We start from the raw sequence: 22,046 nt of genomic DNA, 5'->3' as shown, positions 1-22,046 counted from the left end.
GGAGCTTACGCATGAAACAACAAGAAATTCTGGATTTACTCAAAAAAATGACGTTAGAAGAAAAAATCGATCAGCTATTACAATTGGCAGCTGAATTTTATTCAGAAAACGCAGAAGAGCGAACAGGTCCAATGGCTGATCTAGGTTTAACTGAAACAACCATTGCAAATGCAGGAACAACACTAGGAGTTTCAGGTGCAGAAGAAGCCATCCGGATTCAAAAAAAATATTTAGAAAAAAATCGTTTGGGTATTCCTACTATTTTGATGGCAGATATTATTCACGGATTTCGCACGATTTTTCCAATTCCATTAGGTTTAGGGAGTTCATGGGATCTGGATGCTGCTGAAAAGATGGCAGAGATTTCAGCAAAAGAAGCCGCTGTATCTGGTTTACATGTAACTTTTTCACCAATGGTTGACTTAGTTCGAGATCCTCGCTGGGGCAGAGTAATGGAATCAACGGGGGAAGATTCATTTCTAAATAGTCGATTTGCTGAGCGTTTTGTGAAGGGATACCAAGGAGAAAATTTGAAAGAAGACTTCTCCCGAGTGGCTGCTTGTGTTAAACATTTTGCAGCTTATGGAGCGGCGATTGCTGGTCGTGATTATAACACGGTGAACATGTCGGAACGTCAACTGAGAGAGAGTTACCTTCCCGGGTATCAAGCTGCGCTAGTCGCGGGCGCTAAGCTAGTAATGACTTCTTTTAACACAGTGGATGGTATTCCAGCGACAGGGAATAAGTGGTTGTTTAGAGAAATTCTCAGGAAGGAATTTGATTTTCAAGGTGTTGTGATTTCTGATTGGGGGGCAGTCAAGGAACTGATTCCGCACGGTGTTGCAAAAGATGAGAAAGAAGCGGCCAAGCAAGCGTTAATAGCCGGGGTGGACATTGAGATGATGACGACTTGCTATAGCAATTACTTACGCGAGTTGATTGAAGAAGGTCAAGTTCCGGTCGAATTATTAGATGAAGCTGTAGGTCGAATTTTAGAATTGAAAAATGAGTTAGGTTTGTTTGAACAACCATTTCGTGGTGCAGATCCAGTGAAAGAAAAAGAAATTGTTTTATCAAATGAACATCGAGCAATCGCATGTGAGATTGCAAAAAAATCAATGGTGTTATTGAAAAATGATGACATTTTACCTTTTAAAAAAGAGGAAACCATCGCTATTATTGGCCCAGCTGCTGCTTCTAAGAAAATTTTAGGCGCGTGGTCCTGGCAAGGAAAATCGGAAGAAGCCATTTCACTAGTTGAAGGTGCTACTAGTTTAAGCAAGAAATTGTTAATTGGGAACGAAGTGTTTGACTATTTAGAACCAACGACTGCGGCGATTCAAGAAGCGTTATTGTTAGCAGAACAAGCAGATAAAGTCGTTGTTGCATTAGGCGAATTAGAAGAAATGAGTGGCGAAGCAGCGAGTCGCAGTGATATTCGCTTGCCAAGTGCGCAATTAGCCTTTTTCCAACAAGTTTTGGAAGTAAATGATCAAGTTGTTGTTACTTTATATAATGGTCGTCCATTAGACTTACAAGGAATTGATGAAGCAAAAGGAATCGTTGAAGCGTGGTTTCCTGGGACAGAAGGAGGAAGAGCTTTAGCAGCAATTCTTTGGGGAAAATATAATCCGAGTGGGCGATTAAGTATGTCGTTTCCTGAAACAGTTGGTCAAGTACCGATTTATTACAATTGTGATAATACTGGACGTCCATTTGAGACGACACCTGATGAAAAATACGTTTCAAAATATTTAGATGTTTCAAATTATGCAAAATATCCTTTTGGATTTGGCTTAAGTTACAGCGATTTTCGTTATTCAGAAATTTCTTTAACTAGTGATGAGTTGACACCGACAACAGAGATCACGGTTTCTGTTACACTCAAAAACCAATCGGCTTATGCGGGAGAAGAAACGGTTCAGCTCTATATTCATGATTTAGTCGGTGAAGTTGTTCGACCAGTCAAAGAGTTGAAAGGGTTCAAAAAAGTACAATTGGCACCTTCTGAAGAGAAAATAGTAACTTTTTCGATTGATGAGTCACTCTTACGATATGTACACAGTAACCAAGAAATGAGCAGTGATGCGGGTGAGTTTGAAGCAATGGTTGGTCCAAACAGCCGAGAAGTTTCGTCAGTGCGTTTCAACTTAAAAAAATAGATAGGAAGAATAGATGATGACACAAAAAATGATTGATTTGACAGAAAAAAATATCCGTTTTTCTTTTCTGCCAACAGGTGATTTAGCAGAAATCAAAAGTCATGAGATGATGATCAACCAACTAATGGGAAATTATTTGGATGGTAGTTTGACTCAACTTTATTTAAGAGTTTACCAAGAAGAAACCATTTTATTTACGCCAATGATTGGTTCGAATGCGAATAGTCAGTTTTTCCAAAAAGAGAATCAATTGACATGGAAGGGCCAGTTTGCAGGGATTAGTTATCAAGTGGACTTTCAATTAGCAAACACTGGCTTGTGGTTTTGGCAAGTCACTTTGCAAGGAACAGGACAGCAAGCAGATGTGATTTATGGACAAGATTTAGGGAATGCATTACCAGGAGCAGTTCGTTCAAACGAGGCGTATATGTCGCAATACTTGGATCACCACATTACCCAAGATGATGATAAAATCGTGATTTCTTCGCGCCAAAATCAAATCCAAGGAACGGATTATCCTTTAGTTGAAGTGGGGAGTTTAACGAATGCTGTTGCTTTTTCAACAGACGGTTATCAATTTTTTGGACAGAGTTATAAAGAAACAAACCAGCCAGAAGCATTGACTCAACCATGTTTAGCAAATGAAGTTTATCAATATGAATTTGCCTATGTTGCGTTGCAGTCAGAACGCTTAATCGTGGATCAGGAAAGTCAAAGGATTGTTTTTTACGGTGGGACACTGGCAAATCAAGTGACGGCTGTAACAAAACCAGTTTTTTCAATAGAAGAAGTTATTACCGCTTATCATTCGTTAACCTTCGACAACACATTTACCGACTCTGAGGGAAAAGAAGTAGCGAAACATCTCGGTGAACCGATTGTTGGTGAAACAATGAGCGAAGAAGAAATCTTGACCTATTTTCCTGTAAAAAAACAAGTTGAACAAGAAAATCAGCAATTGTTTTCCTTCTTTACAACCAATTATCATCATGTCGTTACCAAAGCAAAAGAGCGGGCAATGGAGCGAACACATGGGCATATTTTATTAAGTGGAACTGAGCTAGACGTTGATCGACCCTTATTAAGCACAACTGTTTATATGCCAGGGATTTTTAATTCCCAAGTAGTGCTAGGTAATACGACAATGAATAAATTGATGAGTAACAGTCGAAATGCTTTAAATGTTATCAAGGAATCTGGTCAAAGAATTTATTTGAAACAGGGAGAAGAGTGGCAGATTCTAACAATGCCTTCTTTATTTGAGATGGGACTGAATTCAGCTACTTGGTACTATAAATTAAGTGATGACCTGTTGACCATTACGACCTATACTGTGGTTGATAGCCGTGAAATTCGAACAGAAATCCATAGTCAAAAAGGGAAAAAATATACATTTGCGATTACTAACCAACTGGTAATGGGTGCCGATGAAGCACGACCAACTTACCAGCTAGAGCAGGATAGGCAAGTGGTGACGGTAACAGGAAATAAACAATCAGATACACAACAAACATATCCTGATCTAGCTTATCGCTTCACCTTGGATCAACCGTTTCAGTTGACAGGTGAATCCCTGTTCTTTGCCATTCCAAAGGAGGAACAAAAACTAACTATTTTTCTGATTGAAAATCAAGCGGCAGTGACAATCAAAATTGAGGGAAGTTTGACAGGTGAATTTGGTCCAGCTAAAGTAACAACTCTTTCAGCGCAAGACCAGCAATATACAGAAGTAATTGATACGTTGCTGAATCACTTTGAGTTGACACACGAAACGCAAGCGGTAGATCAAATGAATATCATCGCGCGCTGGTACACTCATAACATGCTAGTCCATTATTTATCTCCCCATGGTTTAGAACAATATGGCGGAGCCGCATGGGGAACCAGAGATGTTTCGCAAGGACCAACTGAATTTTTCTTTGCTGTGAATCGACCAGAAGTCGTTGCATCAATTATCAAAAAAGTTTATGCTAATCAATTCTCTGATGATGGAAACTGGCCTCAATGGTTCATGTTTGATCGTTATGAAACACAAAAAGCAGAGGAGAGTCATGGGGATGTTATTGTTTGGCCAATGAAAGTTGTCGCAGATTACTTGGCTAAAACGAGTGATTGGGGCATTCTGACTGAAAATATTCCTTATACTGATCGTAAAACTTTTTTGAAAACAAACGAAACAGCAACCTTATTAGATCATATCAAAAAAGAAATTGCCTACATTGAATCCCACTTTTTGCCAGGAACAGCTTTGTCTTGTTATGGTGATGGTGATTGGGATGATACCCTACAACCGTTTGATAATCAATTGAAAAAATCAATGGCAAGTAGCTGGACAGTAGCATTAACTTATCAAGTACTTAACAAGCTTAGTCTGTTACTGAGCGAGGTCGATCAGTCTTATAGTCAGCATTTGAGTGAATTAGTTGCTAAAATAAAACAGGATTATGAAACATATATGTTTACAACAGACACATTGCCAGGTTTTGTTCGAATGGATTCGCAGAATGAAGTAGAATTGATGATTCATCCAAACGATCAAAAGACAGGCATTCATTACCGTTTGTTGCCAATGACTAGAGGGATGATTGCTGAATTGTTAACACCAAAACAAGCGGAGCATCATTTATCCATTATCAAAAAACACTTGCAGTTTCCTGATGGCGTTCGCCTGATGAATCGTCCAGCGGCTTATCAAGGTGGCGTAAGTACCAACTTCAAACGGGCGGAGCAATCTGCCAATTTTGGGAGAGAAATTGGATTACAATATGTACATGCACACATTCGTTTTACAGAAGCCATGGCGAAATTGGGCAAGAAAGAAGAAACTTGGCAAGGGCTTAATATTATTAATCCTATTGGGCTAACAAATCATGTGAAGCATGCAAAATTACGACAAGCAAATGTCTATTTCAGTAGTTCTGATGGAGATTTCAAAACGAGGTATGAAGCGGAATCAAACTTTGGTAAACTGAAAGATGGAAGTGTGCCAGTAAAAGGTGGATGGCGTATTTATTCAAGTGGCCCAGGAATTTATTTAGGTCAATTGATTTCAAGTGTTTTAGGTATTCGAGAAACAAGTCAGAGTGTAACCTTCGATCCAGTATTGCCAACTGAGCTGGACCAATTGAGCCTTCAATATCAATTGCTAGGAAAACCAGTCACTATTCATTACCATTTAGGTTCAGGTGAATCGAAAGTGGTATTGAATCAGCAAGAATTACCAATCGAGCACGAAGAGAATCCCTATCGAATCGGGGGATTGAAAGTAGCTAACCAAGCAATTCTAGCGCATTTACAAGCAACAAATCGAATTGATATCTATTGTTAGGAGATGAGCAACATGGTAGGAATTAAAGATATCGCAAAAAAAGCAGGGGTATCCATCTCTACTGTTTCGTACGCTTTGAATGGTAGCCAAAAGGTGACGGAAGAAACGAGAGAAAGAATCAAAGCAATTGCGGATGAATTAAACTACGTTCCTAATATGGCTGCTCGTACATTAAAAAGACAACAAACGAACATTATTGGTGTTTATTTAGCAGATTATGGTGGCAGTTTTTATGGTGAATTATTAGATGGTATCAAAAAAGGCTTGGCTTTTTATGACTTTGAAATGATTGTTTGTAGTGGTGAGAAATCTCATTTGTTTATTCCAGAGCGAATGGTTGATGGTGCGATTATTTTAGATTGGACATTTGATTCCCAGGAAATTTTACAGTTTGCACAACGGGGACATTCAATCGTTGTGTTAGATCGTAAACTTTCTCATGAACACGTTCGGAAAGTCTTGCTAGACAATAAAGGTGGCGCAACGCTAGCCGTCGGTGAAATGGTTGCAAAACAGACGAAATTTGTTCACCTAATTACGGGCTCAACAAAAGCATATGACAGTCAGCAACGTTTAGCTGCTAGTACAAAAGAACTACAACGATTTGGTATTGATTATCAAACAATTGAGGGTGATTTTACTGAGCCATCTGGTTATCAAGCAGCCAAAGAAATTTTAGCTAGCCAACCGGATTTTCCAATTGATATTTTTGCTTTCAATGATGAAATGGCAGTCGGGGTATATAAATTTTTCAAAGAAACACAGTATGAAATAGGAAAAGATGTCCGCCTAATTGGATTTGACCACATCGAAATTGGGGAGTTTTTGACACCAACATTAGCAACAATTTCTTATTCCAAACATCGTTGGGGAATGTTGGCAGCGGAAAAAATCATTCAATTGATTCAAGGTGAATCTACAGAAGATGAACATATTTATACGACATTTATCAATGGGAAATCATTTAGCTAAACAGAAATCAAAATAAGCAGAACTTACTTTGAGTCCAAAGATAAGTTCTGCTTATTTTTTGAGAAAAGAAATGAAAAAATTAGGAGTCTTGGGATGTCCTAAGAATAAGGAATAAACCTTAAAAAAAGCATAAAAAGGTATCATTCAATCGGGTGGTAGGTAAAACCACTACCTGTAACTTCAGCAACATTACTTGCAATAACGAAGGCAGTGGGGTCAATGTCTTTGATTAATGGTTTGATTCTAGTGAATTCCTGATCTGTTGTGACAATCAGTAAGACTTCTTTGGGCTTGCGATTATAGCCACCTTTTGCTTCTAGTAAAGTCAAACCACGTCCAATCTCCGCGCTTAAGCGAACACGAATTTCTTCTAAGGAATCTTCACTCATGATCATAATTGATTTCTTACGATTTAAACCAGTTTCGATATAAGTCATAACAATTGAAGTAATAACAATAGAAAGAATGGCATAAAGAAATTCTTCAAAACCAAAAATAAGTAAGTTTAAGGAAACTACCACAGCATCGGTTAACAGTAAACCAATAGACGTATTCAAGTGGAAATATTTTTTGAAAATTAAAGGAGGGATGGTCGTTCCACCACTAGAAGAATTGTTGTTGTATAAAATCGCTACACCTAAGGCAAAAATAGCACTACCAAAAATAACTGATAGTAGGCGATCGGTAGTCACCATTGTTTCTGGAACGATAGCAATCACAAGGGGGAAAACGATGCTACCAAAAAGAACCTTTAAAAATAGTTTTTTACCTAAAAAGAGAATGGCAAGCACTAACATGAGACTATTCAAAGCAAGAATAACTAATGCTCGATTCATGCCAAAAGCTGATTCAAATAAAATCCCTAGTCCACTAACGCCGCCAGCAGCTACATGGTGCGGCCCTAAAAATAAGTTGATACTGACGCCTAAAATCAATAAAGCGAAAAGAATTTTTATGTAAGTCCAAATAAACTCTTTTGTTTGTTTCATCTATCCACATCCTAAACACAGTTTGTTTTAATTATTTTTCTAAGTAGTTCATTATAACCTAATTTTTATATAATGTTAACCGCTGTTTATATTTTTTGTTAGGCGCGACGAATAATTCTTTTGCTTTGAAAAGTAGTGGAGTAGTTGAATCAACTTCAAAAAATCACTATACTAGGTGGGAAGAAGCTTACTGGAGGACAAAAAATGGGTAAAGAGGAAACAAGTGCAGCCGTCATGGATAAAGTAAGAAATGTTTTCAGTAAAATGGCGTGGTTGAATAAATTAACAATGGAGCAACGTTTAGAAGGCTACCAACCATCGGAAGTCCACTGTATCGAGTTCATTGGAAAAAATCAGGATTCAAATGTAACTAAGCTTGCTAGTTCATTATTTATGACAAGAAGTGCAATTAGTAAAATAACCAAAAAATTAGTGAAAAAAGGGTATATTGAAAGCTACCAAAAACCTGATAATAAGAAAGAAGTTTACTTCAAATTAACAGAGAAGGGACAAGCAGTTTTTGAAGTGCACGAGCGAACACATGAAGAATTTCAACAGCGAGATCAAGTGATTTTTGACCAAGTAACGGAACAACAGTATGAAGAATTAGCGCGCTTTTTAGTAAAATATGACCAACACCTGGATCAGGAAATCGAAAAATTAGAGTTGTGAGAAGAAAATTTAAGGATCAGGATTCTGACTGAAAAATAGGGCGAATCATTCGCTCTGTTTTTTTGCGCAAAAAATTGTTGACAAGGACACAAAAAAAGAATATTATTTTGTTGCCTAGGACACAATATAATGTTTATAACAAAGGAGTTTTTTATGTTTTCTAATCAACAAAATACAATCAAATCGCGTAATCAAGTCGATCAAAAGTCTTTTCTTTTTGGCTTAATCTCAGTTTTTCTTTCAGGTGTTGGTTTTACAATTGTTTCACCTGTGATTCCGTTTTTAGTTCAACCTTATATCAGTAATTCAGCCAATCAAGCACTGGCAGTAACAGCACTGACTTCCGTTTATGCCGTCTGTGTTTTTCTGGCAGCCCCTGGATTAGGTGCATTAAGCGATCGCTTTGGTCGACGAGTTGTGTTGCTGATTTGTTTGTTAGGTTCATCAATCGGGTACGTAGTATTTGGTTTAGGTGGCGCACTTTGGATTTTATTTCTTGGTCGGATAATTGAAGGTCTCACAGGGGGGACGATTGGTACGATTTTTGCCTACTTTTCTGACATTACTCCAACTGAGGAACGAACAAAATATTTTGGCTGGATTAGTGCCGTTACTGGTGTTGGTGTGGTATTCGGACCAACGATTGGTGGCTTACTTGCTCATTTTGGTTATGCAATCCCGATGTTTGCTGGTGCTTTTGTGACATTTCTTAATTTTTTATTTGGGTACTTCTTTCTACCAGAAAGTTTAGCAAAAGAAAATCGTTTAACAGCAATTCCTGTTAGTCGTTTAAATCCATTTATCCAATTAAAAAATATTCTTTCCATCAAGCAAGTCAGCCGTCTATTGTTCGCCGGTTTTTTACTTTGGATTCCAAACGGTGCATTTCAAGCGGTTTTCTCTCAATTTACGATTGATTCTTTTCACTGGCAACCAACAGTTATCGGCTTAGTTTTTTCAATAATTGGTATTCAAGATATTTTTTCTCAAAGTTTAATCATGCCGCGACTATTAAAATGGCTCACGGATCGTCAAATCGTAACCTTAGGAATGGGTGCTGAAATCATTGGCTATCTATTGATTACTGGTTCGGCAATTTTTCGTCAACCAAGTCTATTCATTATTGGAATGTTTCTTTTTGGTTTTGGTGATTCAATTTTTGGACCAGCGTTCAACGGTCTATTATCTAAAGCAGTTACACAACAAGAACAAGGACGCGTACAAGGTGGAAGTCAAGCAATTCAATCGTTAGCAAGAGTCATCGGCCCGCTGATTGGTGGACAGCTATATGTCTCACTGGGACATTCTGCACCAGCAGTTATGGGGATTTTGTTGATTTTCTGTGCCATGTTAGTGATGTACCAAACTGTTCAAACAGTAATTAGTTAAACATTGATCATTCTACTGCATAAAAATAGGTGAAGCACTTCAAAAAATAACTTGAAAGCTTCACCTATTTTATTGGACAGCTAAGGTACAACGTCCAACTGCGATTTTTGTTTGTTGTTCTAAAAAAATTTCTGCCTGCCAAACTTGTAAAGATCGGCCAACCTTATCTGGTGTAGCAATGACAGTCAAGGTACCCGTCTGTGCTTTATTGAGATGGTTTACTTGTAGATCCACGCCAATAGCAAAATGTGGTTGCTCTAAGTGTTGATTTGCGCCAAGGCTACAAGCTGTTTCAATCAGGACACCATTGATTCCGCCATGCAGATAGCCATAAGGTTGCAAATGAATGGCGTGGATGTCTAAAGCTAAGACAACTTTTTCTGGAGAAAGTTCTAGTGTTTTTATTTGTAAGTGTTCCAATAAATTCATAAAAATATCACTCCGTTCTTTTTTATAGTATAACAGATTACTAAAAATTCCGCGGATTTTTAACCGTTTTCTTTCGTTCTTGTGTATAATGAAAAGGATGAATTAAAGGAGGAAAATCATGAGAACATGGCAAACAATTAAAGAGTATAGTGAAATTTTATTTGAACAATATGGAAAAATCGCGAAGATTACAATCAATCGCCCAGAGGTTCATAATGCGTTTACCCCGAAAACTGTTTTTGAAATGATGGATGCTTTTACAATTAGTCGTGAACGTCAAGACATCGGTGTCATTATTTTAACTGGAGCTGGAGATCAGGCATTTTGTTCTGGTGGTGACCAAAAAGTTCGAGGAAACGGTGGCTACGTCGGTGACGATCAAGTTCCACGTTTAAATGTTCTTGACTTACAACGTTTAATTCGCGTGATTCCTAAACCGGTAATTGCAATGGTTAAAGGTTGGTCAATTGGTGGAGGAAATGTATTGCAGTTGGTTTGTGATCTAACAATTGCTGCTGATAATGCCAAATTTGGTCAAACTGGTCCGAATGTTGGTAGTTTTGACGGAGGCTATGGCGCTGGCTATTTGGCACGGGTCGTTGGGCATAAAAAAGCAAAAGAAGTCTGGTTCATGACCAAACAGTACACAGCTGAAGAAGCGTTAGCAATGAATTGGATCAATACTGTGGCTCCACTAGCTGATGTGGAAGATGTCACAATTGAGTGGGCAGAAGAAATGTTACAAAAAAGTCCGTTGGCACTACGCATGATTAAAGCTGCTATGAATGCTGATACAGATGGCCTTGCTGGCATTCAACAACTTGCTGGTGACGCAACGTTACTTTATTACACTATGGATGAAGCACAAGAAGGACGCGATGCCTTTAAAGAAAAACGAGAACCAGATTTTGATCAATTCCCTAAATTCCCATAAATCACATCCAAGGAGTTGGTTGCAGCAACAAGCACAGCTTCATCCAACTAGACCAGCTTTTTATTTTGAAAATAAAAGTTGGTCTTTTGCTGCATTAAACCAATCTGTCCAAAGATACGCGACTTATTTTGCAGAAAAAATACCTGAAAACGTAAAAAGAGTGGCTCTTTATAGTCAAAATTCAGCGCAATGCTACCTGACAATTTTGGCTTTGTGGGAGTTAGGTCTTGAAGTTCAGTTCCTGAATGTACATCTAACTTCTGAGGAAATCGCATTTCAATTAGCTGATGCCAAAACGACGTGGCTGATTACAGAAAATGCACTTATTTCTGTAACTGACTCTTTACTTGAATTTCCACGTCCAGAACAATTACCCGTGGTGGACGAAATCGACTATCATGATTCTGGTTATGATGAGGAAAAAATTGCTTCTATTATGTATACGTCTGGAACGACAGGAAAACCAAAAGGAGTTCCACAAACATTTGCAAACCACCGTGCGAGCGCTTTAGCAACCAAGATGAACATGAAACTAACTGAATCTGACAGTTGGATTTGTTGTTTGCCACTGTATCATATTAGTGGTTTAGCAATCTTATTGCGTTCATTAGTGTTAGGAATTAGTGTTCGTTTACATACGAACTTTTCTTCAGAAAGAATCCATGAAGAGTTACTAGAGGGACAGGGAATCTGTCTTTCGGTTGTGACAAAAATGCTAAAAGACCTTTTACCGCTTGTTCCGGAAATGGGATATCTTACTGCTCCCAAGTTATTGTTGGGGGGTGGACCAATTGACCGGGACACGCTTAGTCAATGTGTAGCCAAAAAATTATTGGTGATCCAGTCTTATGGAATGACGGAAACTTGTTCACAAGTGATCGCTTTATCACCGGAAAAAGCATCAGAAAAATTAGGTTCTGCTGGTGTGCCGTTGATGGGGACCAAATTGAAAATCGAAATGAATCAGGGCCAACAGCCAACTGGAGAAATTTTACTAAAAGGACCAACAATTGCTAGTCATTATTTAAACTATCGTGAGGAAGCAGCATGGACAAAAGAAGGTTGGTTCCGAACAGGGGATTTGGGCCATCTGGACGAAGAAGGTTTTCTATATGTGGACAGCCGGATGAGTGAATTGATTATCTCAGGCGGCGAAAACATATACCCAGCAGAAATCGAAGCTGCGTTGCTTCAGAGTGAGTTGATACAAGAAGCAGTGGTGGTAGGTCGCAAAGATGACCACTGGGGACAAAGACCAGTAGCCTATTTAGTAGTGAAAGAAAAGGTTACTTTAACAACTGAGGAATTGACAAGCCTTTTACAACCACTAGCAAGGTTCAAGCATCCTAGTGAAATTTTTAGTGTGTCGCGTATGCCAAAAACGGCGAGTGGAAAACCATTGAAACGACTATTTCTGACAGAAGAAAGAGTGAATTATATTGAAAATCAACTTAAGTAATTGGCAAGAAGACATTTCTTTAACTGATAAAAACTACTTTAGCTATAGCTATGAAGTGCCCTTACAAGAATTTGGGCAGTTATTTGCTAAAACAAGTGACTATCAGGGTGCGCGCTTTTTTTGGCAAACGCCAGATCATAGCTTAGGCTATGTTGGATTGGGCGCTGTGAAGCAGTTTTTTGATGATGGAACAGAATTTAAAGCGATTGAACGATTTAAAGAAGAGTTTTTTAAAAGCTTTTGCATGGTGAGCAAACGAAAAGAACCGCCTATTTTATTTGGTGGGTTCCCATTTGATCGTGAGGGCGCGAAAGAGTTGTTTTGGGGAAAGCTAGAAAAAGGTTATTTTGTATTACCTGAAATTTTGTTTACTCAAAGAAAGAATCTCTGCATAGTCACGTTGACTTGTTATCAAGAAAAAGACGATTGCGATCTAAAGTTTTTTAAAAGACTTGAAAAGCGTTTTGATTCACTAAAAAATCAAGTGGTGGAATTACTCAATCATCTTCCCAGAGAATCTGCAAGCACAATGGTGGTTATGAAAGAACGAAACGTTGGTGCATTTGTTTCCTTGGTTTCTGAAAGCGTGGAGGAAATCAAAAAAACAAATTCCGCACTCAAAAAAGTTGTTCTGGCACGCCAAATGGAACTTAGTGGAAAGCCTATTTCAATCGAAACAATTGTCGTAAATTTGTTGCGACAACAACCAAATACCTATGTGTTTGCATTGGAAGCGAAAAAGCATACTTTCGTTGGGGCAACGCCTGAACGACTTGTTGAAGCAAGCAGAACGATGTTTGCAACAGCGGGCATTGCAGGATCGATTTCACGGGGAGAAAGTCAGAAAGAAGACCGAGAAAATAGTGAAAAACTTTTAAAAGACACTAAAAATTCATATGAACATCAAGTGGTAGTCAAACGAATTAAGAAACAGCTAGCAGAGTTTACGCAAGGAGAGTTATTTGTTTCTGATAAAAGTCTTTTAAAAAACCGAGATATTCAACATTTATTTGTAACTGTCAAAGGTGCTAGAAAAGAGCGAACTAGTTTACTAGATGTTGTTCGAGAACTGCATCCGACGCCAGCATTAGGTGGGGAGCCCAAAGCAGATGCTTTACGTTGGTTGGCTGAAAAAGAAACAGCCGGACGAGGACTTTATGGCGCACCTATTGGTTGGCTTGACTTAACTGAAGATGTCGGTGAGTTTGCAGTGGGGATTCGTTCAGGTGTTTTTAGCGGAAATCGAGGGTTATTGTATGCCGGATGTGGGATTGTTGATGATTCCGATCCAGAAGCAGAACGATTAGAAACAAGGTTGAAGTTCCAACCAATGATTAGAGGAGTGAAAGGTAATGACGAGTAAACAAGAAACAACAGGATATCTGTTAGCTTTTATTCAAGGATTGAAAGATGGTGGCTTAGCAAAAGTAGTCATTAGTCCTGGTTCACGCTCCACCCCCTTAGCTTTATTACTTTTTCGCGATCCTGAAATTGAATGTTACGTTGATGTTGATGAACGTTCTGCAGGTTTTTTTGCCTTAGGACTGGCCAAAGGAGTGACAACAGAATTGGTTGGCCTACTATGTACATCTGGAACAGCGGCAGCAAACTATTATCCAGCAATTTGTGAAGCTAAAGAGACCAATCATCCGCTAGTTGTTTTAACAGCAGATCGCCCACCAGAGCTACGTGAAGTGGGGGCACCTCAAACGATGGATCAACAAGAACTATATCGGACCCATGTGAAAAAATTTGTGGAGTTAGCTGTTCCGGAAGGTTCGGAGTCAATGCAACGCTATAGTTACTGGCAAGGTATCCAGTTAGGGTACACTGCACAGCAAGTACCCGTGGGACCAGTCCATGCCAATTTGCCTTTTCGTGAGCCATTATTGCCAGATTTAGACTTTCAGTTAGAACAATCTTTTAAAGGTGAAAAACGAACAAAACCTGAAACGTTGGTACAATTCATACCAGAATTTGAAGATTGGTTTGGAAAAAAAGGACTATTGATTGTTGGAAATGAAGTGAGTGTAAGAGAGGCACAATTGTTAATCCAGCTTGCTGAGCGATTAGGTTGGCCAATCATTGGTGATCCCTTAACTAATTTAGCAACCTGTGGTAGACAAAGTGAGAACTACTTGAAACATGCTGAGTTGATTTTTGCTAGCAACAAAGTGAAACAGCCAGAAGTAGTGATTCGTTTTGGTCGGTTACCAGTTACGAAAAATGTCCTGCTGTATTTGCAAAAACTAGTTATAGAGACAACGACTTTTGTTTTAGTCGATGAGCAAGAACAGTGGCAAGACCTATTACATGTGACTAATTACTTTTTACCTTTCACAATTTCCATTTTTTGCCAATCAGCTCTAGCTATGACTTCATTGAAAAAACAGAAGGATTCCAGTTGGCTAAAAGGATGGAAGCAGGCTGAAAAAATAGCCCAAGTCGTACTTCAAAAAGAGGAATTGATACAAGGATTCAATGAAAGTAGTGCCAGCTTGAAGCTGAGTGAACTACTTCAATCCAATGAACAACTTTTTTTATCCAACAGTAATGCCGTTCGTTTTGTCGATCGTTACGCAATGAGTAGCGCAACTTCTTATTCAGTATTTGGTAATCGTGGAATCAATGGGATTGATGGAATTGTTTCAACGGCAGCCGGTATTTCAGTTGCTACAACGCAACGGACTTATTTATTGATTGGCGACTTGGCACTTTTTCATGATATGAATGGGTTACAGATGATTCGTTCGCTTCAGTTGCCAGTTACGATTGTCTTACTCAATAATAACGGTGGTGGAATCTTTTCCTTTTTACCACAAAAACAACTGGATAAAACAGATTTCACTCCGTTATTTGAGACGCCACTTTCATTGGATTTTGCAAAAGTGGCTGACTTGTACGATGGACAATATGTTAAACCAACTTCCTTAGCTGAGTTTGAATATGCAATCGAGAAAAGTCGGGTTGCTGAGAGTTGGACATTGATTGAAGTCGCTGGAAATCAAGATGAACCGGTGCACCTTTGGCGAGAAATAGTAGCTGAATACCAAGAAAAAATCGGTGAAATAAATGAATAGAACCATTCGTGGAGTAATTTATGCTTATAGCTGGCAACAAAAATATGATCCTTCAAAGGCGACAGTCGTTTGTTTACATGGTTTCACTGGAACAAAGCAAACGTTTCAGTTGCTTCAAGATCCAGTATATAATTTTCTGTTTATTGATTTACTTGGTCATGGAGACTCAAGTGTTTTTGTACATCCCTGGCGTTACCAATTGTCTGAAATAGTGAAGGACCTTAATCAGTTGATACAGGAATTAGAGATTAAACATTGGTATGTTCTAGGTTATTCTATGGGGGCAAGAGTCGCATTAGCTTGGGCAATTGAGCAACCAAACAATCTTTGCGGTGTAATTTTAGAAGCGGGGACTCCTGGCATAATTGACGAGAAAGAAAGAAAACAGCGAAAAGAGGCGGACCAAAAATTAGCATTAAAATTGTGGCGCAGGCCTCTTGTTGATTTTGTGGATTTTTGGCAAAATTTTCCGTTGTTTTCTAGTCAAAAAAACTTACCGAAACAAACGCAAAAAAAGATTCGGAACGAGCGGTTGAGTCAGAATAAATTTGGCTTGGCAATGAGTTTGTGGTTTATGGGGACGGGTGTGCAAAAAAATTATTGGTTGGAATTGGCGACTCTGAAGCAGCCAGTTCTATACGTGGTTGGCGAGCAAGATCAAAAATTCCTTGCTATCGGGAATAGGTTGTGCCAACAGCTTTCACATTCGACGTTGGTAGTTATTCCTGATAGTGGTCACTGTGTGCATCTGGAACAGCCACAAGCTTTTGTGAGCAAGTTATCTCAATGGTTAGCAGAAAAAAGTATTGTTAGCGAGGATATGCGATGAAAATTACGAAAGTTGAGCGATACCAACTACGTCTTCCCTTAACGATTCCTTTTCAAACAAGTTACGGTGTACTTGAAGAAAAATCGTTAGACCTTTTGATTTTAGAAGATGAATTAGGGAATCAAGGATATGGAGAACTGGTTTCTTTTGAGCAACCTGATTACATCGAAGAAACGATCAGCGCGGATCGACAGCTCATTGAACAACAACTAATACCACGTCTATTTCAAGCGGAACTGCAACAGGTAGAAGATGTTTGGTCATTGTTTCAATCTGTCCAAGGAAACTTCATGGCAAAATCAGCATTAGAAACGGCTGTTTGGGACTTATTTGCAAAACGTGAACAGCGAAGTTTACAAAGTTATTTTGGTAGTCAAAAATCAACACTTCCGGTTGGTGTCAGCGTTGGGATTCATGTGACGACAGAAGATTTGATTGCGCAAGTGTCAAGTTATCTTGAACAAGGATATCAGCGCATCAAAGTAAAAATCAAACCGGGTTATGACATTGTGCCGCTAAGTGCTATTCGTGAAAAGTTCCCAGATATTATACTGATGGCAGACGCAAATTCAGCGTATACATTAGCTGATTTAGAGTTGTTTAAACAATTAGATCAATTGAATTTAGCGATGATTGAGCAACCATTTCACCAAAGAGATTTTGTCGATCATGCCCGACTTCAGCAACAACTTCAGACAAAAATATGTTTAGATGAAAATATTCGGACAGTAGAGGATGTAAAAACTGCTTATGCGTTAGGCAGTTGTCGAGCAATTAATTTAAAGATTCCACGCGTGGGAGGTATCACGGAAGCTCTACGAATTGTTGATTTTTGTCAAACGCATCAATTGCTAGTTTGGCTTGGAGGAATGTTTGAGTCTGGGATTGGCAGAGCATTGAATTTACAGTTTGCCAGCCAAACTATCTTTACTTTTCCCGGTGATATTTCCGCCGCCAATCGTTATTACGCTAAGGACATCATTAAGGAACCAGCAAAAATGGAAAAAGGAAGGATTGCTGTTCCACAAGGAATTGGTTTAGGAATTGAATTAGATTGGCGAGCAATCCAAGAAGTTTGTGAACAGAAACAAACGTATTCATCCAATCACTCAATCAATCAGTAAAATCTTGCACGAAAACCAAAAGCTGTTTTCGTGTTTTTTTTGTGCCAAGAGAACTTGTTATCGTTAACATTTTTGAAAGCGTTGTCTTTCGTGTGTGATTCTTTTATAGTGAAATTATCTCAGAAGTAAAAAAGGAGGAAATACATGAACACTGCAGCAGTTTATCATCGTCCAGAAAGCGAATTTGCCTATTTGTACACGAAGGAAACACTTCGTTTGCGACTTCGGACTGGCAAAGATGACATCGAACAAGTATTTATGATAAAAGGTGATCCATATACATTCACAAAGGAAGAGTGGTACTTAGAAGAAGTGCCAATGAAAAAAGGACTGAGTACCAATGTGCATGATTATTGGGAACTTGAAGTCCGTAGTGATACTAGAAGAATCCAGTACGGGTTCCATGTGATTGGTAAAGATGAAACGGAATGTTTTTACGGGGATCAAGGGGTATTTCCTTATCAAACTCGCTTTTTAGCAGAACCAAACATGTACTTTAGAATGCCTTATTTTCAAGAGATTGATCGTTTCAAAGTGCCAGAATGGGTGAAAGAAACTGTTTGGTATCAAATTTTTCCAGAACGTTTTGCTAATGGAGATACGAGTAATGATCCGGAAAACACATTACCGTGGGGAAGCAAAGCGCCTGATCGGGATGATTTCTTTGGTGGTGATTTACAAGGAGTAATTGATCATCTGGATTACTTAGTTGATTTAGGAATCAATGGTATTTATTTCTGTCCAGTTTTTAAAGCAACCTCTAATCACAAATATGATACGATTGACTATTTAGAAATTGATCCTCATTTTGGTGATAAAAAATTATTTAAAACATTGATAGAGCAAGCACACCAACGAGGGATTCGTGTGATGTTGGATGCTGTTTTCAATCATATGGGTGATGACTCACCACAATGGCAAGACGTAATGAAGAATGGAGAAGCGTCGATTTATAAAGATTGGTTCCATATCCATTCGTTTCCAGTGGATGATTATCGCTTAACTGATTTGCCAGAAACCGCAGAACACCTTTCTTATGACACGTTTGCATTTACGCCGCATATGCCTAAATTAAATACGGCAAATCCTGAAGTTCAAGCATATCTTTTAAAGATTGCAACTTATTGGATCGAAGAATTTGATATTGATGGCTGGCGACTAGATGTGGCAAATGAAGTTGATCATCATTTCTGGAAGAAATTCTATACAGCAGTCACCGAGGCAAAACCAGATATTTATATTTTAGGCGAAATCTGGCATTCTTCACAGGCTTGGTTGCAAGGAGATGAATTCCACGCAGTAATGAATTATGCATTTACAGATTCAATCAAAGACTATTTTGTGAAAAAGAAAATCAGTGTCTCGCAAATGATCAGCGGGATGAACCAACAACAAATGCTGTATCGTGATCAAGTCAATGAAGGAACGTTCAATTTACTGGATTCCCATGACACAGCACGAATTCTCACGATGTGTGAAGAAAACAAAGATTTGTTAAAAGCGGTCATGACGTTCATGTTTTTACAAAAAGGTTCCCCATGTATTTATTATGGAACAGAAATTGGTTTAACAGGACAGGATGATCCTGATTGTCGGAAATGTATGATTTGGGACGAAGAAAAACAAGACTTGGAACTTTTTGCTTTTATGAAAGAACTTGTCCATTTGCGCAAACGGTTGCATTTGATTTTGTCTGAGGGAGAAACTGTATGGAAAACATCACCTGAAACAAAAGGGATTATTGTATTTGCTCGACAACTGGATCAACAAAAAGTCCAAGCTGTTTTTAATGAAACAGAAGAAGTGTATGTCTTAGAACAACCAAGTGAAGTACTTTTTTCACAAGGTGTTCATGCTTTGAAGGATGAAAAGATTGAAATCCAACCACATGGTTTTATTCTTAGTTGCTGATATTTTGTTACCGGTAACAAGGAGAAAGCGGTTGCATAATTATTTTTAATAACAGTATAATAATTTTAGTAAGAAAACTGAAAAATAAAATACAGGGGGAAATAAAAATGAAAAGTAAAATGATGAAAACATTAGGTCTAGGTTTGCTTTCAGTCGGAGTAATTGGTGGACTTGCTGCTTGTGGCAGTGGTGGAAAATCAAGCAGTAAAGCAGCAGATGATGAAAAAACACTAACCATTTCTGTTGATTCAGGTTATACCGATTACATGAATGAGATTAAAGGCAAGTTTGAAAAAGAGAATGATGTCAAAATAAAGTTAGTCGAAAAAGACATGTTTGACCAATTAGAAGCGTTAGCTCTTGATGGTCCTGCAGGAAAAGGACCAGACGTGATGATGGCTGCTTATGACCGAATTGGTGCTTTGGGACAACAAGGTCACTTAGCGGAAGTGAAATTGGGAAATGAAGCGGATTATGATGAAACAGATAAAGCACAAGTAACTTATGACGGTAAAATTTACGGAGAACCTGCTGTAATTGAAACGCTTGTTTTGTATTACAACAAAGACTTGATTGATGCAGCACCAGCAACATTCAAAGAAGTCGAAGATCTTGCGAAAGATGAACGATTTGCTTTTGATTCAGAAGCAGGGAAAAATACTGGTTTCCTAGCAAAATGGACTGATTTCTATTATTCATACGGATTACTTGCAGGCTACGGCGGTTATGTTTTTGGTGAAGATGGAACGGATGCTTCAGATATCGGATTAAATAATGCCGGTGCAATTGAAGGAATTACTTATGCAACGGACTGGTTCCAAAATGTTTGGCCAAAAGGTATGCAAGATGTAACTAGTGCTGGCGACTTTGTGACACAACAGTTTACTTCAAACAAAGCGGCAGCAATTATTGATGGACCTTGGCAAGCACAATCGTATAAAGAAAGTAAAGTTAACTACGGTGTAGCAAAAATTCCAACTTTAGATAACGGGGAATCTTACCAACCATTTGGTGGAGGTAAAGGCTGGGTTGTTAGCAACTACGCAAAAAACAAAGACGTGGCTCAAAAATGGCTTGATTATGTAACGAACCAAGAAAACCAAGAAACATTCTTCGAAATGGTCAATGAAATTCCTGCAAACCAAAGCGCACGCGAAACTGCGAAAGCCAAAAATGATGAATTGACAACTGCGGTAATTGAACAGTATGAAACAGCACAAGCAATGCCAAACATTCCAGAAATGGCTGAAGTTTGGACAGGAGCAGAAAACTTAATGTTTGATGCAGCTTCTGGTGCTAAAACACCAAAAGAATCTGCGAACAGCGCAGTGAAAACAATTACTGAAGCAATTGAACAAAAATATTAAAAGTTCCACAAAGCTAGAAAAAAGGAGAAGGGGAACAGTGGCTCAGGTCACGTCCCCTTTAACTAGTTAGAATCAAATGATTAGGGGGCGTTTTAGATGAAACAGTCTGGAACGAAAAATGAAGTTCAAGTCAATAAAGTGACACTTTTTTCACTAATACCTGGCTTAGGTCAGCTAGCAAATGGACAAAAAGCGAAAGGAGTTACCTTTTTCAGTATCTTTCTTATTTTTGTGATTCAAATGATCCTTGGAGGATTTCAATCATTAGTTGGATTAGTCACACTGGGAAGTATCCCTATAGAAGATCATTCGTTATTTATTTTGATTGAAGGAACATTACAATTAATTATTACGATCATTTTCTTTCTCTTTTATGCTTTAAATCTTTATGATGCACACCGTGTCGCAACTATGCGAAAAAATGGGCAGAAAATCAATCGAACGATGAAAGAAACATTGCTGACGATTGGGGATGAAGGATTTCCTTACTTGTTGACTTTACCAGCGTATCTTTTAATGATCTTCACTATTATTTTTCCAGTATTAGTTACCTTATTCACCGCATTTACAAACTACGATTTCAATCATATTCCTCCTGCAAGTCTAATTGATTGGGTGGGATTCAAAAACTTCTTTAGTATCTTCTTTTTAAGTTCTTATCGAAATACTTTTTTATCTGTTTTTAGTTGGACAATCATCTGGACTTTGTGTGCAACAACTCTGCAAATTAGCTTAGGTGTTTTGACTGCTGTAGTTGCGCATCAAAAATTTATTAAATTTAAACGTGTATTTGGTATTATTTTCTTATTACCTTGGGCTGTTCCTGCTTTTATTACAATTATGAGTTTCTCTAACATTTTCAATGACAGTGTTGGAGCGATTAACACGCAAGTCATTCCATTTTTGAATAATCTACCTTTGGTTGATATTGGTGCAATTTCTTGGAAAACTGATCCGAATTGGACAAAAGTAGCGATTATCCTTGTTCAAGGTTGGTTAGGATTCCCATACATCTATGTTATGGTAACTGGAATCTTGCAATCAATCTCTGAAGATCTGTACGAAGCAGCAAAAATCGATGGGGCAAATGCTTGGAAACGTTTCTCAAATATAACGTTACCTGCAATTTTCTTAGTGGCAGCACCAACATTCATCACGCAATACACAGGAAACTTCAATAACTTCTCGATGATCTATCTATTTAATAATGGTGGGCCCGGCAGTGTCGGTGGTGGCGCAGGTTCAACCGATATTTTGATCTCTTGGATCTATAAATTGACAACAGGGACATCACCACAGTACTCAATGGCTTCAGCAATCACTTTGATTATTTCTGCTGTAGTAATTTGTGTTTCCTTACTTGTCTTTAAGAAAACAAATGCGTTCAACATGGGGGATTAG

Annotated in this window: 16 protein-coding genes; 14 read left to right on the top strand and 2 right to left on the bottom strand. The window is 38.4% G+C overall.

Features of this window, described 5'->3' with window-relative positions; translation table 11 throughout:
- The first annotated feature begins 11 nt into the window (after nt 1-11).
- Genes bglX through JZO71_RS02660 form a run of 3 tightly spaced genes read left to right on the top strand, consistent with a single transcriptional unit; the run spans nt 12 to nt 6,462 of the window.
- Nucleotides 12-2,162, top strand: a complete 2,151-nt coding sequence (gene bglX, locus JZO71_RS02670; RefSeq protein ID WP_206898052.1) for a beta-glucosidase BglX — start codon at nt 12-14, stop codon at nt 2,160-2,162.
- A 16-nt stretch (nt 2,163-2,178) separates the two neighbouring features.
- Nucleotides 2,179-5,490, top strand: coding sequence for a GH36-type glycosyl hydrolase domain-containing protein (locus JZO71_RS02665; protein WP_206898070.1), 3,312 nt, complete (start codon nt 2,179-2,181; stop codon nt 5,488-5,490).
- Nucleotides 5,491-5,502: 12 nt separating this feature from the next.
- Nucleotides 5,503-6,462, top strand: coding sequence for a LacI family DNA-binding transcriptional regulator (locus JZO71_RS02660; protein WP_206898051.1), 960 nt, complete (start codon nt 5,503-5,505; stop codon nt 6,460-6,462).
- Between the two features lie 140 nt (nt 6,463-6,602).
- Here JZO71_RS02660 and JZO71_RS02655 read toward each other — a convergent pair whose 3' ends face one another.
- A complete protein-coding gene (locus tag JZO71_RS02655; RefSeq protein ID WP_206898050.1) occupies nt 6,603-7,451 on the bottom strand; it encodes a YitT family protein in 849 nt (282 codons plus the stop codon).
- Between the two features lie 204 nt (nt 7,452-7,655).
- Here JZO71_RS02655 and JZO71_RS02650 point away from each other — a divergent pair, with 204 nt between their 5' ends.
- Both JZO71_RS02650 and JZO71_RS02645 read left to right on the top strand, forming a co-directional pair.
- The gene (locus JZO71_RS02650) at nt 7,656-8,123 is read left to right on the top strand and encodes a MarR family winged helix-turn-helix transcriptional regulator (RefSeq protein WP_206898049.1); all 468 of its coding nucleotides are present in this window, start codon (nt 7,656-7,658) and stop codon (nt 8,121-8,123) included.
- A gap of 153 nt (nt 8,124-8,276) precedes the next feature.
- Nucleotides 8,277-9,512, top strand: a complete 1,236-nt coding sequence (locus JZO71_RS02645) for an MFS transporter (protein ID WP_206898048.1) — start codon at nt 8,277-8,279, stop codon at nt 9,510-9,512.
- Nucleotides 9,513-9,581: 69 nt separating this feature from the next.
- On the opposite strand, the gene JZO71_RS02640 is transcribed toward JZO71_RS02645, so the two are convergent.
- Nucleotides 9,582-9,941 carry a PaaI family thioesterase gene (locus JZO71_RS02640; RefSeq protein ID WP_206898047.1) on the bottom strand — a complete coding sequence of 120 codons (360 nt, stop codon included), beginning with the start codon at nt 9,939-9,941 and terminating at the stop codon, nt 9,582-9,584.
- Nucleotides 9,942-10,059: 118 nt separating this feature from the next.
- Between JZO71_RS02640 and menB the strand changes: the two genes are divergently transcribed.
- From menB to JZO71_RS02595, 9 genes are all read left to right on the top strand, one after another.
- Complete coding sequence (menB, locus tag JZO71_RS02635; RefSeq protein WP_206898046.1) at nt 10,060-10,875, top strand: 1,4-dihydroxy-2-naphthoyl-CoA synthase; 816 nt, start codon at nt 10,060-10,062, stop codon at nt 10,873-10,875.
- Nucleotides 10,820-12,334: an o-succinylbenzoate--CoA ligase gene (menE, locus tag JZO71_RS02630; protein ID WP_206898045.1), complete on the top strand. Its 1,515-nt coding sequence runs from the start codon at nt 10,820-10,822 to the stop codon at nt 12,332-12,334. Before menB ends, menE begins: the two co-directional genes overlap by 56 nt.
- Nucleotides 12,315-13,697: an isochorismate synthase gene (locus JZO71_RS02625; RefSeq protein ID WP_242590345.1), complete on the top strand. Its 1,383-nt coding sequence runs from the start codon at nt 12,315-12,317 to the stop codon at nt 13,695-13,697. Before menE ends, JZO71_RS02625 begins: the two co-directional genes overlap by 20 nt.
- Nucleotides 13,687-15,414, top strand: a complete 1,728-nt coding sequence (menD, locus tag JZO71_RS02620) for a 2-succinyl-5-enolpyruvyl-6-hydroxy-3-cyclohexene-1-carboxylic-acid synthase (RefSeq protein ID WP_206898044.1) — start codon at nt 13,687-13,689, stop codon at nt 15,412-15,414. The genes JZO71_RS02625 and menD overlap by 11 nt, the downstream gene beginning before the upstream one ends.
- The gene (gene menH, locus JZO71_RS02615; protein ID WP_206898043.1) at nt 15,407-16,243 is read left to right on the top strand and encodes a 2-succinyl-6-hydroxy-2,4-cyclohexadiene-1-carboxylate synthase; all 837 of its coding nucleotides are present in this window, start codon (nt 15,407-15,409) and stop codon (nt 16,241-16,243) included. The genes menD and menH overlap by 8 nt, the downstream gene beginning before the upstream one ends.
- A complete protein-coding gene (gene menC / locus JZO71_RS02610; RefSeq protein ID WP_206898042.1) occupies nt 16,240-17,367 on the top strand; it encodes an o-succinylbenzoate synthase in 1,128 nt (375 codons plus the stop codon). Before menH ends, menC begins: the two co-directional genes overlap by 4 nt.
- A gap of 144 nt (nt 17,368-17,511) precedes the next feature.
- Nucleotides 17,512-19,278 carry a glycoside hydrolase family 13 protein gene (locus JZO71_RS02605; protein WP_206898041.1) on the top strand — a complete coding sequence of 589 codons (1,767 nt, stop codon included), beginning with the start codon at nt 17,512-17,514 and terminating at the stop codon, nt 19,276-19,278.
- Between the two features lie 107 nt (nt 19,279-19,385).
- Nucleotides 19,386-20,645, top strand: a complete 1,260-nt coding sequence (locus JZO71_RS02600; RefSeq protein WP_206898040.1) for an extracellular solute-binding protein — start codon at nt 19,386-19,388, stop codon at nt 20,643-20,645.
- 96 nt (nt 20,646-20,741) lie between these two features.
- On the top strand, nt 20,742-22,046 hold the full coding sequence (locus JZO71_RS02595; RefSeq protein ID WP_206898039.1) for a carbohydrate ABC transporter permease: 1,305 nt from the start codon (nt 20,742-20,744) through the stop codon (nt 22,044-22,046).

The organism is Candidatus Enterococcus courvalinii (genome assembly GCF_017315945.1).
Lineage (GTDB): Bacteria > Bacillota > Bacilli > Lactobacillales > Enterococcaceae > Enterococcus_B > Enterococcus_B courvalinii.
This window is presented reverse-complemented; position numbering and strand designations above follow the sequence as displayed.